Raw genomic sequence first — 12,607 nt, 5'->3', positions numbered from 1 at the left:
CGATTATGACCAAACTCATCTACAGTGTGTTGTTGTGCCACTTTATCGCTGCGTTTGCCGCGTTAGGTATGCCGCTATTTCTACCCGTCGTGTTGCCAACGTTAGGCGCAAGCATTGATGCGGACTGGGCAGGGGTATTGTTTATCCTACCTACGTTTTGTACTGCGTTGGCGGCGCGATTTTGGGGCAACTTTGCCGATCGCTATGGTCGCCGCCGCTCACTCTTGCGTGCGCAACTTGGCCTTGCAGCAGGGTTTGCGCTGTGCGGCTTGGCAGACAACCTCGCCATGTTTGTGTTTGGTCTTATTGTTCAAGGAACCTTTGGCGGCACAATGGCCGCCTCGAACAGCTACTTATCTAGTCAAATTAAAGAAGCCAAAACACTCGGCAAGTCACTCAATAAAACCCAACTATCTGCTCGCTTGGCGCTGATCGTTGCGCCCATTGGGCTCGGCTGGAGCTTGTCAGAGACCAACCCGCTCAACGCGTACCTTTGGTTATGCGTTTTGCCTTTAATTGCGATGGGCATCACGCTAACACTGCCAGTGGATAAACCCGCCGACCAAAACCTCGAAAAGCCAAACTCAGAATCTCAGCAAGAACAACCTGTTGCACAGAAAAACGCAATGCATGCCATTCGCTGGATCTTCTTTGCTCAGTTCGGATTTGCGTTTTCTATGGTGGTGACCTTTCCTTATTTCTCGCCGTTTGTGCAGCAATATGGCATCACTCACCACGCATGGATCGGTTTTTTGTACGCACTGCCGCATGGCGTCTATCTGTTGCTGGCAGGCAAAATCCACGTGTTGTCAGATGGGCTGAATCGCCATCAACCGCTGCGCACGTTGTGGCTCGGGTTTGCATTGCTTGCCGTGAGCTCTGCCTTGCATTTGATTGCGTCCGAAATCGCACTCATTGCTGCGAGAATTATCTTCGGCATCGCGATGGTGTGTTGCTATCACGGATTGCATCAGCATCTTGCGAGCAATCTGGATCGCAAACTCAGTGGCAAAGTATTTTCTCGCTTTGATGCCATGTCCAAATGGGGTGGCGTGGCGGCGGGATTTTGCGCTTCTTTCATTTCTAGCTTGGGGCTACTTGAGGTTCCTTTCCTACTTTCTGCGATAGTCAGCGTAATCACCTTGATCGCGCTGGTTCTCCACTCAAAATTTGGAAATAAACATGTTACAAACTCAATCCTCTCAGACTAGCGAGTTGCGCGCGCATGATGTGCAGCTCAATCGTGAGAAAGCCCAACTCAACACGATAATGGGTGTTCTTAATTGTTACTTACGTGAATTTGCACTGCCGAATCAACAAGTGGAATGGCACTACCAATCGACATCGCTACCCCAAACGTTAAAACGCAACTATTCCGCCAAGCAGCGGGTAGCCGTTCATCTTTCTCAACAAAATGGCGTGCTGGTTTTGCCGATTCACTACGCGAGCAAACTGGGCAAAATCAAATTGGCAGAACTGCCGTGGGCGAAAATGCCGGGATCTGGTTGGGCGAAATTGGATGCCACGCAAACTCTTACGCTTTTGCTTAACTATCTCAAGCAGGTGTTGGCGATCCCGTTCAACCATGAGCTGATCGAACAACTGGAAAATAGCGTGCTGGTTACCGAGCAGTTTCTCAACGTCGCGTCCAAATCGCATCACAACGAATTTATCGCTTCGGAACAATCACTGATTTGGGGGCATACTTTCCATCCGACCCCGAAAAGCCGTTCGGGCGTCACCATGGATGATCTCTTGGCGTTTTCTCCAGAAGTCGGCGCGCAAGTCCCGCTGTACTGGTTTGAAGTGGATACGTCCTTACTTGATGTGCTGAGTTCCGACGGAGACGCTAACCCTGCTCAGCGCATGCTACAACAGCTCACGCCACAACACACCACCAGCAATGGGAAGACCCTCTACCCTTGCCATCCTTGGGAAAGCTACACCATTTTGAGCAACCCAAGCGTGAAGCGTGCCATTGAACAAGGCAAGATCACGCCACTGGGTTTAGGTGGTGAAAAGATGCAGCCGACCTCTTCAGTTCGTACCCTCTACCACCCAGATATGGATTGGTTTGCGAAATTCTCCATCAACGTACGATTAACCAATTGCGTGCGAAAAAACGCGTGGTACGAACTCGACAGCGCCGTGCAGCTCACGTCGATTCTCAAACCAATTCGAGAAAACGAACAGCTGCACAACCCCGTATTTAAAGTGATGACAGAGCCTTACGCCACCACATTGAATCTAGAAAGTGTCGCTGAGCGTAATTGGGATGACAACACCAAAGCGCGCGAATCGTTTGGGATTTTGTATCGCGAAAATTTCTCGCTGAGCGAAGTCGATATCTTAAAACCAACCCTCGCTGGCGCTCTGTTTGCTTACAACAAAAACGGCAACAGTTGCATTGCTCAACGCCTTAAAAACAAAGCGCGTACTACGCAAAATCGCTATTCCGACATCGCGACACTGTGGTTTGAGCGCTATTTGCATTGCCTAATTCCGGGCGTGTTTAATTACTACTTCAAACACGGGGTGGCGTTTGAGCCGCATTTGCAAAACACCTTGATTGGCTTTGAGCAAGAGATGCCGTGTTGTGTTTGGATTCGTGATTTGGAAGGCACTAAATTACTGCCAGAGTTCTGGCCAGCAGAAACATTAACTGATTTGTCTGAACGCGCGCGACAATCGGTTTACTACAGTCGCGAACAAGGCTGGAATCGCATCGGATACTGCACCTTTATCAACAACATCAGCGAAGCGATTTTCTTCATCTCAGAAGGTGATGAGCCACTAGAGCAAACGCTGTGGAATGCGGTGCAAAGTGCCATTGTGCGTTGGCAATCAGTGAATGGAAAACAGCCGGAACTAGAAGCGTTGCTGAATGGCGGTCACTTCCCAAGCAAAAATAATTTCACCACGCGTTTGATGCAAAAAGCCGATAAGGAGTCGGGCTATACCCAAGTCGCCGCGCCTTGGCAACAACACGAAAAAGGAGCGCAACATGTCTAATTCACTCTCCCTACCCACACGCGTTAGCCAGCAAGTTCACACGCTCGCACAGCAGCAAACTCAACCCTTGTGCGCGTACTTATATGACCTAAGCACCTTAGAAGAACACATCAAAAAACTGCGTCACGTTTTGCCGAAAAATGTCGAGCTCTTTTACGCAGCCAAAGCCAATCCATCGGGCCCGATTCTCAACACGCTCGCGCCGTATGTCGATGGTTTTGAAGCGGCGTCTGGCGGGGAGTTGGCGCACCTCCACCAGCAGCAACTCGATAAGCCATTGATCTTCGGCGGCCCGGGGAAAATGCCAAGTGAATTGCAACAAGCGATTGAGCTTGATGTTGATGCAATTCATGTCGAAAGCCTCACCGAGCTAAAGCGCATTGGAGCACTAACCGAGCGCCTCAACCGCCCTACTTCGATCTTTTTGCGTATGAACATTGATATTGGCGATATCACGCTCAGTAAGTTGGCGATGGGTGGCAAGCCGACTCCTTTTGGTTTGGACGAGTCCGAACTGAGTAATGCTTTAATGTTGCTGCGCGATTTCCCGCAAGTGTCACTGAAAGGTTTCCATTTTCACTTGATGTCGCATCAGCTTGATGTTGAACGTCACTTAGCGTTAATGCAGCGCTATTTCCAAGTCGTGAAAACGTGGCAACAAGAGTTTGAACTCGGTGAGCTGATGATCAACTTGGGCGGCGGCATGGGCATCAACTACCAAAACCCTGAGCAACACTTTCCGTGGATGGAGTTTTGCGACAAGTTGGAATTCCTCATCGCCAAAGAGCAAGTGCAAGACTGGACACTGCGTTTTGAATGCGGACGTTTCATCACAGCGGCATGCGGTTACTACGTAATGGAAGTGCTGGATATTAAGCAAAATCTTGGCGAAAACTTTGTCATCGCGCGCGGAGGAACTCACCACTTCCGCACACCAGCAGCGCAGAGCCATGATCATCCATTCGTCATCCTGAAAAGCGAGCAACACCATGAGATTTCTCATCCAATTCAGCATGCACAAGCGACCTTTGCCGGCCAGCTTTGTACGCCCAAAGATGTGCTGGCACGTAATCAACACGTCGCCCACGTCGATATTGGTGATTATGTTGTGTTTACCTTAGCGGGCGCCTATGCGTGGAACATCTCTCATCAAAACTTCTTGATGCATGAACCGCCGATCTTCCACTATTTCTAAACGGCATACTTAGCTTTACTCAAGCCCCAATCATTGGGGCTTTTTTATTCCACTCGGCACAAATTCATTGCCATTAACCGCTTTGCGAAATAGCAATAATGCGTTTTATCAGCTCGTCGGGTTCCATCTTGGGATTGCGGTAAAAACGGAAGATTTCCGAGTTTATCGCTTGCTGAGCAACCGGATTGACCGCCATCGAATCAATCATACTCGGCACAGCGAGGTTGTGTTTAACGCCGTAGTGAAAGTCTTGATATGACTGGACCTGACACGGATTAAAATCGCTGATGTCGATATCGGTGCGTACCGGAATCGAGCCTTTTACCTCATTGAACTTGGCTTGAAACTCGACGTCTGCCAGCGCGCTTGCGGTTTGCAGAGCCGCCTCGGCAGAAAACGACTTGCTCGACATAAACACCAAGCTGTCCATGTTGTAGAGGAATACACCATCGCTGTCAGGCGTTGGGTAACAGCCGACCTCTTGCGGAACCGAGACTTGATTGGCGAGCAGCTCACCTAAAATCCAATCTCCACCGATTTGAAACAGCGCTTGACCGTCGGCTAGCGCTTGGGTCGCCGTATCCCACTTACTGTCGGGTAATTGGTTGTCGATCAACAAACTCAGGCGGCGAAATTGCGTCAACGCTTGGCGCAGGGTATCACTGTCGATGCTGTCTCGCTCAAGTTTAACCATTGCATTGGTGTAGAACTCAACGCCGCCAGTGGAGATCACTAAGTTCTCGAAAAGTTGGGCGACTTGCCACGGCTGCTCACCGACTGCGATCGGCACGATGCCATTTTGCTTAGCGAGCTCCATGGCGGTGAACATCTCTTGCCAGTTTTCCGGCGCGGACAGATTCAGTTGTTTAAGCAGCTTGTGGTTGACCCACAACCAGTTCAAACGGTGCAGCGTAAGCGGCAGGGCGATATAGCCGTTTTGTGTTTTGTTGATTTCGATAGACAGCGGGTAAAGCACCTCGTCCCAGCGTTGCTCATAGGCAACCGCGTTAACGTTGTGCAAAATACCGATGGCATCCCACGCCTTAATACTTGGCCCTTCGATTTGCGCGAAGCTCGGTGGATTGCCCGCCAGCGCGCGAGCTTGCAGTACCGTCATCGCGCTGTCGCCACCACCGCCTAACACCGGGCTTTGCAGCAGCTCTATATCGTGCCGTTTTAGCTGAGCTTTGAGTGTTTGCAGCGCTTGCTGTTCGCCGTCAGAAGTCCACCAATGTAAAAACTCTACCCCTTGTGGCGACTCAGCGTGAGCGACGCAAGGGGCAAGCAACAGTGGGAACAAGAATGCCAGTTTGTTCATAGTCAGTCTCTCGGGAAAGTCAGTGTGGCGCAGAGGCCGCCAAACTGAGAATGGCTCAGCAACAAGTTGCCGCCATGAGCCTTTGCAATGCTCTGTGAAATGGTTAACCCCAGCCCACTGCCTTCTTTATCGTTGCTAGCGCGGAAGTATGGCTGGCAGAGCTTTTCAAGTAATAAATCGTCAACACCGTCACCGTGATCTTCAATTTTAATCTGGATCGACTCTGGGCTTTCACTCAGCGTAATGTCCGCTTGATGGCCGTATTTGAGCGCGTTATCGACCAGATTCTGAATGCAGCGCTTAATCGCTAACGGTTTACCAGCAAAGTGGGTGCGGATTTCACCGTGGATGCGAATTGTGTCCGGCGCATCGGCGATATTGGAGGAAATGTGCTGAATCAGTTGGGTGAAATTGATCGGCTCGATTTCCTCGTGGATATCGGTCTCTTTAATGCATTGCAATGCGCCTTTGACCATCAAATCTAGGTCGTTAGTCAGGCGGATAAAGCGTTCTCGGTCGGCGTCGTCATCTAGCATTTCCGCCCGCAGTTTTAGGCAGGCTATCGGCGTTTTCAGATCGTGGGAGATGGCGCTGAACAGCATCTCGCGGTCTTTAATGTGGCTGTCGATGCGTCGATTCATCTTGTTAAACGCACGTACCGCCGCTTTTAGTTCGTTACTGCCGCGCTCAGAGACTTCGGGCACGTCTAGTCGGCTCGACATCAGGGTTGCGGCTTTTGCCAGCTCTCGAATGGGTTGAATTTCTTTGCGAACGATAAACCAGGTACACAGCAACAGCATTAGCGCGGACACCAATAGCGTCAGCCATTGGCGCAGCTCAAAATAGTTAGTCTCTAGGTTGATGTAAGGCGCAGGCAGGACCGCCGCGAGATAAAACCATTCGTTCTGCGCGACTTCGACCTGCATCACCAGAATCGGTGGATTGAGGTCACCAAACGAAAGCGAATAATGCGCCCACAATAGCGGCAGTTCATCGATAGGTAGCTCGTTGTTGAATACTTTGAGTTTGTCGCGCTGGGTGAACTCCACCTCGATATTAGGAATGCCGCTCAGCTCGCTTTCTAATACTTCACGAACTTGGTTGATGACCAACGTTTTGCGCTCGCTCTCTGGCAGCGGGTCGACGTCAATCTGGTGATTGTTGAGTGAGACGAAAAAGCGCGTACCACCCATGTTGCGTAGTTGATTGAGCACCAAGTGGCGATATTCCGAAGGGAGGGTTTGAAAGAAGGCGATGGTAGAAGAAGCACTCAGTGCTAAGCTTTTAACTGTGGTGGTCAGGCCTTCTTTATCGCGTTCGCTGGCGTGTTGATACCAGATAATCCCGGATAATACTTGCGCTAGAATGATCACCAGCAACAAGAACACACTGGTGCGAACAACCAGTGACCCCGTCCAGCGTTTAATTCTCATAGTGCACGTCCGTGGTCAGCATGTAGCCTTTATTACGCACCGTTAAGATCAGAGAGCGGTCTTTATCTTCAAGGTGATGACGCAAGCGGCTGATCTGCACGTCAATGCCGCGTTCAAACGGGTCGGCATCGCGTCCCCAGATCTCGCGCGCAATATCATCGCGCGACAATATTGATTGCGCGTGGTTGACGAACAAACCGAGCAGCGACAAATCCGCGCCACTCAGTTGCTTGACCTCGCGGCTAGCAACGTGGGTCAGTTGCCGGGTTACGGTATCTAATAACCAATCGTCAAAACGCACTTTACGCGTCAGTTTGCTATTGGCGGTCGATTGGCTGCGTCTCAGAATCGTTTTGATGCGCGCGAGCAGTTCTCGAGGACTGAATGACTTGGTGATGTAGTCATCAGCGCCCATTTCTAGCCCTGCGACTCGGTCGGCTTCTTCGGTGACGGCGGTCAGCATGATGATCGGAACATCGGAGTTTTTGCGCAGTTTCTGACACAGGGTAAAGCCGTCTTCACCGGGCATCATAATATCGAGGATGATTAAATCAGGATGGTGATCGTTAAGCAGTTGCCACATCACGTCGCCATTTTCTGCGCAAAGCACCTCAAATCCAGCTCGACCAAGGTAATCCGACAACGCTTCGCGAAGGTCGAGGTTGTCATCGACGACCAGTATCTGCTTGTTTTCCATCCTACTTTCCCTGTGTCCGTCCCTGTGCCTGCCCCTGAGTTTGGCGCTGGTCAATATGATGCATTCTTAAACGCCCATGCACAATCGAGCCGATTACAATTTTCACTTCTCGGTGTAAGAGATTTGTAAGCGGCCACTTACAAACTGATTGCCTTTTGTAACCTTAGGCGCCGCCTTGCTCGCTATGATCATCCTGACCTTACGTGAAACAGCATGACCTGAAGGAATCAGGTCCTACAACACTGACATTCGTCAGGAGGAAACCATGTTTGCAAGTATATTTGGACAACTACAAAAAATAGGGCGGTCGTTGATGCTGCCTGTGGCGGTGTTACCGGTGGCTGGCTTGATGCTGGGTATTGGTAACGCGGGGTTTGCGTTTATTCCAGACGCGGTCAACAAAGTGATGCTCGCCGCCGGTGAGGGCGTGTTCGGCAACATGCAGTTGATGTTTGCGGTCGGTGTAGCGCTCGGGTTATCAAAAGGCAATGACGGTGCCGCTGCGCTCGCAGGCTTAGTTGGCCTAATTATTATGAACGCATCGCTCGGTATCGTGACTGGCCTACGCGGCCTAGAAACTGACGCCACCATCATGGGCGTTGAGACGCTGCAAACTGGGGTGTTTGGCGGCATCTTTATTGGTGCGGTCGCGGCAATCATGTACAACCGCTTCTACAACATCAAACTGCCAGAGTACTTGGGCTTTTTCGCGGGTAAGCGATTTGTGCCCATTGTCACCGGTTTATCGGCGATCGTCGTTGGTGCGATTCTCGCGTTTGCATGGCCACCTGTCGGACAACTTCTTGATGCATTCTCTCATTGGGCAGCGTACCAAAACCCTGTACTCGCGTGGGCGGTTTACGGCGCGGGCGAACGTTCTTTACTCCCGGTTGGTTTGCACCACATCTGGAATGCGCCGTTCTTCTTTGAAGTCGGCAGCTATGTAGACCCAGAAACCGGCAAAGAGTTTACCGGTGAGCTCACTCGCTTCTTCGCGGGCGATAAAACCGCAGGTTATCTGTCTGGTGGCTTTATGTACTCCATGTGGGCGCTACCAGCAGCGGCATTGGCGATTTACCACTGCGCGTCTCCTGAGCGTAAGAAAATCGTCGGCGGTTTGATGATGTCTGCGGCGTTGACCTCTTGGTTAACTGGTATCACAGAGCCAATCGAATTTACCTTCCTATTCGTCGCGCCAGTGCTGTACGTGATCCATATTTTCCTAACTGGTATTGCGTTTGCGATCACCGCATTTTTGGAAATCAAACACAGTACTGACTTTGCGCACGGCGCGATCCAGTTCTTCCTTTACTACCCAATGTCGAGCAACGCGTGGATGTTCATCATCATCGGTCCAATCTGGGCGACGCTCTACTACGGCTTGTTCCGCTTCCTAATTGTGAAGTTGGATCTGAAAACGCCGGGTCGTGAAACCGACATTGCAGAAGTGAAGATTACCGGAGAGCCTGATGAAATTGCGGTGGATGTAGTAGCTGCATTGGGCGGCAAAGCCAATATTAAGTCAGTCGATGCGTGTATCACTCGTCTGCGTGTCTCGGTGAAAGACATCGCTAACGTTGATGTTGCTAAGCTAAAAGCACTTGGCGCGCGAGATGTGTTAGTGATTGGCGACAGTTTACAAGCGATTTTCGGCACGCAGTCTGACTCAATTAAGTCAAAAGTGCACAGCGTACTCGCCACCTCCTGATCTTACCTCCCCCAATCTAGGTAAGATTTGCCAACCTCCTTGTGAGGTTGGCTTTTTCGTTTTCGGAGTAAAAAAAGCGAAGCCAATAACCAGCCCTACTTCGCCGCCGCGTTGGTTAAATTGCCCAGCACGCCGCTGATTTTGTTCAATGCCTCGTCACAGCCTTCAATATGATGGCGCTGCTTTAAATAAATAGGATCGTTATAAGCTAACCACGTTTTGCCTTCATCATCTTCATACACCAACACTTTTTGGGGTAAATCGAGCGCCACTTCCTGCGCACAGATCATCAGTGGCGTGCCTACTTTAGGGTTTCCAAACACGATAACTTCGGTTGGTCGCAACGTCATATCGACTTTCGTGGCATTCTCTTGATGGTTAATGCGCGCAAAGACGTTCAACCCTTTTTCTTGCGCGATAGCGACAAATTTATCCGCCGTATTTTTTGCTGAATGCGTGCTCGCAACGGTTACCACACCCTCCCCAGCCAATGCACTCAATGACGTCAACGCCACGACCAACCCAATGATTACTTTTTTCATTTGTCGTCCCTTCCTCTCTCTGAGTCGAAAACTAGATATAGAAAAACCAAGTGTAGGAAAACTATAGAAGTCAAATTCCGCTATCGCGAATTGCACTCTACCCACTCAAGAGTCGACCGTGTAACACGGATTAATTGATTCAGATTAATAAAGCGTTAACTAGCTGAGCATCAAAAGCGTGAAATACGTAACATTTGCAGCCTATTTTAGTAAGAAAGAGAAAAGTAGTGACACGCGATCAATTTGAGTTATTAGCACCCGGTGGTGATTTAGATTCCATCAAAGCCGCCATTGCCGCTGGCGCCGATGCAATTTACTGTGGGCTCGACCGCTTCAATGCTCGTAACCGAGCGACCAACCTCACTTTAGATAACTTAAATGGCGTGTTAACGTTGGCCCATCAGCACAGCTGTAAGATTTTCCTAACGTTGAATGTGCTGATTTTAGAAAGTGAAATTCCAGCGATTGTTCGCTTGCTCAGCCAACTGAACACCACCAAAATCGATGGCGTGATCGTACAAGATCTCGGTCTGGCCTACATTCTCAAACATCACTTTCCCGATTTGGATGTGCACGCTTCAACGCAACTGAACACGCATAACGAAGGCCAAATCCTCTTTCTCAACCAGCTCACCGCAAGCCGAGTAAACTTATCTCGCGAACTTAACATCAGTGAGATAAAACATCTGGCGCAATTTGGTCGCGAGCACAACGTAATGATGGAAGTGTTTGTCCACGGCTCATACTGCATCGGATTCTCCGGAATTTGCTACATCAGTTCCGCTCGCAATGGCGCATCAGGTAACCGTGGACGCTGTAGCCAACCTTGTCGCGAACAGTACGAAACGACCAAAACAGGCAACAACTACCCACTCAATATGAAAGACAACTCCGCCTTTGGGGACTTGGAAGCGCTTGCTGATGCGGGTGTGTATTCGTTGAAAGTGGAAGGCCGCATTAAGAAATCCCACTACGTGTACACCGTGGTCGATAACTGGCGTAAACAGATTGATCGCTTGTGCGAGGGTTTGGAACTCTCTGAAGACACCACAGAGTTATACACAGTGTTCAACCGTGATTTCTCCAACGCATTTTTGCAAGGTGATTTCGGCAAGGCGATGTACATCGACAACCCGCGCGACCATGCTGTAAAGCATTTTTCGAAGGTTTACCAATGCCAGTCTGCTGATGATGTACAAGCGGTGAAAAAGAAACTCTACGATGACAAAACCGCGATCATTGAGAAAGTGGCAGAGCAAACTAAGTCGTTCGATGTCACTTCAACACAAGTATCCGGCAGCAGCTTGAAAGGGTCGATTGATGTGCCAACTCTGCCAACGTTACCTCAACCAGAACCTCGCCAAGGTGCGCCAAAATTATCGGTTCTGATCTCGTCAGCACAAGAAGCCATGCTGTGCGAATACCACGACGTTGATGTTTACTATCAATTGCCAATGGGATTGTCTGGTGAACTGAGCGCGATGATTGAATTGTTCCAAGCCAACCCAATGCTCAAACCTTGGTTCCCAGCCATTTTGATTGGCGAAGACTACCACGCCGCGCGCGTATTTTTGGAAACCATCCAACCTGAGTTGTTGATCACCAACAACTCAGGTGTCGGCATGATCGCAAAAGAGCTCGGCTTAGGCTGGGTGGCAGGCCCACAACTGAACACGGTGAACTCATACGCGTTTAAATGCCTTCAAGACGAGTTCGCGGCAAGTGGCGCGTTTGTTTCTAACGAGCTGAATATGAAGCAGGTGCGTCACATAAAGCGTCCGAAAAACATGCGCAGCTTCTACAGCATTTATCACCCGAACACTCTACTCACGAGCCGCCAATGTTTGTTTCAACAAACCGAAGGATGCCGTAAGGTGAAGGTCAACAAAAGTTGTTTGAAACGCTGTGATAAACGCACGTCTATCATCAACTTAAAAGACAATCCTTACTTGGTGCAAAAACAAAAAGGCAGCCACAATTCAATCTACAGCGAGCACAACATCTTAAACCTGCAAGTGCTGCACGATCTGCCGCAATTGTTTACCGATGTGTTGATCGATCTGTGTGATATCCAGACCGAAACAAAAGTCTCAGCAAGCAAACCTGAGTTGATTGACGCGTTCTTAGCTCTACTTGAAGATCACAGTGAACAAGCCGTCCAAACGCTGAATGCCATGATTCAACCAACAGCCAACGCGCAGTATTTAAAGGGGTTATAGGCGGTACTTGAAAGTTAAACAACGCATCCACTCTCAACATATCTTGAACACATACAGTGCACTGACTACAATAGCGCACTTTTTACGGAATTTAGGTCACACAAAATGACAGACACAGCTAAACCAGCTCTACCAGATCGCCTAGCGGGTAACCCACGTAGCCCATTCTTCATCAAAGAATGCTTCGAGCACCAAATCGGTATTCGTATCAACGGCCAAGAGCGCACAGACGTAGAAGAATACTGCGTGAGCGAAGGTTGGGTGAAAATTGCTTCTCCTAAAGCAAAAGACCGTTTCGGTAACCCAATGCTAATCAAACTTAAAGGCGAAGTTGAAGCGTACTACGTGTAAGCTGACCACGCTGAATATCTTTGAAAGCTCGAGTTTGACTCGGGCTTTTTTAATGCCTGTCATATCCCTTCCTCATTTAATCTCTTCCCTCTTATTTTCAGTACAAAGTAGGGTCTGTTTATCTTTCGAGAT

The 12,607-nt window shown here is 49.6% G+C and carries 10 protein-coding genes; 6 read left to right on the top strand and 4 right to left on the bottom strand.

The window, feature by feature from the left end; genetic code table 11:
• Positions 1 to 5 precede the first annotated feature (5 nt).
• From R7P69_RS00885 to R7P69_RS00875, 3 genes are read left to right on the top strand one after another with little or no spacing between them, the layout of a single operon-like run.
• Positions 6 to 1,211 carry an MFS transporter gene (locus R7P69_RS00885; RefSeq protein ID WP_193263022.1) on the top strand — a complete coding sequence of 402 codons (1,206 nt, stop codon included), beginning with the start codon at positions 6 to 8 and terminating at the stop codon, positions 1,209 to 1,211.
• Positions 1,183 to 3,012, top strand: a complete 1,830-nt coding sequence (locus tag R7P69_RS00880) for an IucA/IucC family protein (protein ID WP_238952388.1) — start codon at positions 1,183 to 1,185, stop codon at positions 3,010 to 3,012. The genes R7P69_RS00885 and R7P69_RS00880 overlap by 29 nt, the downstream gene beginning before the upstream one ends.
• Positions 3,005 to 4,207, top strand: a complete 1,203-nt coding sequence (locus tag R7P69_RS00875) for a type III PLP-dependent enzyme (RefSeq protein ID WP_238952387.1) — start codon at positions 3,005 to 3,007, stop codon at positions 4,205 to 4,207. Before R7P69_RS00880 ends, R7P69_RS00875 begins: the two co-directional genes overlap by 8 nt.
• Before the next feature lie 73 nt (positions 4,208 to 4,280).
• Here R7P69_RS00875 and R7P69_RS00870 read toward each other — a convergent pair whose 3' ends face one another.
• From R7P69_RS00870 to R7P69_RS00860, 3 genes are read right to left on the bottom strand one after another with little or no spacing between them, the layout of a single operon-like run.
• Complete coding sequence (locus R7P69_RS00870; protein ID WP_238952386.1) at positions 4,281 to 5,525, bottom strand: ABC transporter substrate-binding protein; 1,245 nt, start codon at positions 5,523 to 5,525, stop codon at positions 4,281 to 4,283.
• Between the two features lie 2 nt (positions 5,526 to 5,527).
• Positions 5,528 to 6,958: an ATP-binding protein gene (locus tag R7P69_RS00865; protein ID WP_238952385.1), complete on the bottom strand. Its 1,431-nt coding sequence runs from the start codon at positions 6,956 to 6,958 to the stop codon at positions 5,528 to 5,530.
• The gene (locus R7P69_RS00860; protein WP_031820810.1) at positions 6,948 to 7,655 is read right to left on the bottom strand and encodes a response regulator; all 708 of its coding nucleotides are present in this window, start codon (positions 7,653 to 7,655) and stop codon (positions 6,948 to 6,950) included. The genes R7P69_RS00865 and R7P69_RS00860 overlap by 11 nt, the downstream gene beginning before the upstream one ends.
• Positions 7,656 to 7,920: 265 nt before the next feature.
• Here R7P69_RS00860 and ptsG point away from each other — a divergent pair, with 265 nt between their 5' ends.
• Positions 7,921 to 9,363 (top strand): glucose-specific PTS transporter subunit IIBC, encoded by a 1,443-nt coding sequence (ptsG, locus tag R7P69_RS00855; protein WP_081886422.1) that lies wholly within the window; start codon positions 7,921 to 7,923, stop codon positions 9,361 to 9,363.
• A 95-nt stretch (positions 9,364 to 9,458) separates the two neighbouring features.
• On the opposite strand, the gene R7P69_RS00850 is transcribed toward ptsG, so the two are convergent.
• A complete protein-coding gene (locus R7P69_RS00850) occupies positions 9,459 to 9,905 on the bottom strand; it encodes a DUF302 domain-containing protein (protein ID WP_033906624.1) in 447 nt (148 codons plus the stop codon).
• A 227-nt stretch (positions 9,906 to 10,132) separates the two neighbouring features.
• Here R7P69_RS00850 and R7P69_RS00845 point away from each other — a divergent pair, with 227 nt between their 5' ends.
• Together R7P69_RS00845 and R7P69_RS00840 are read left to right on the top strand one after the other, a co-directional pair.
• Positions 10,133 to 12,124, top strand: coding sequence for a U32 family peptidase (locus tag R7P69_RS00845; RefSeq protein ID WP_064369561.1), 1,992 nt, complete (start codon positions 10,133 to 10,135; stop codon positions 12,122 to 12,124).
• Positions 12,125 to 12,229: 105 nt separating this feature from the next.
• A complete protein-coding gene (locus R7P69_RS00840; RefSeq protein ID WP_025768686.1) occupies positions 12,230 to 12,475 on the top strand; it encodes a DUF3297 family protein in 246 nt (81 codons plus the stop codon).
• Positions 12,476 to 12,607: the final 132 nt, after the last annotated feature.

Origin of the sequence: Vibrio sp. 661 (genome assembly GCF_033339315.1) — a bacterium.
In the GTDB taxonomy this organism is placed as follows: Bacteria; Pseudomonadota; Gammaproteobacteria; order Enterobacterales; family Vibrionaceae; genus Vibrio; species Vibrio alginolyticus.
Note: the sequence above shows the minus strand (reverse complement) of the source record. Positions and strands in the feature narration are given on the sequence as shown.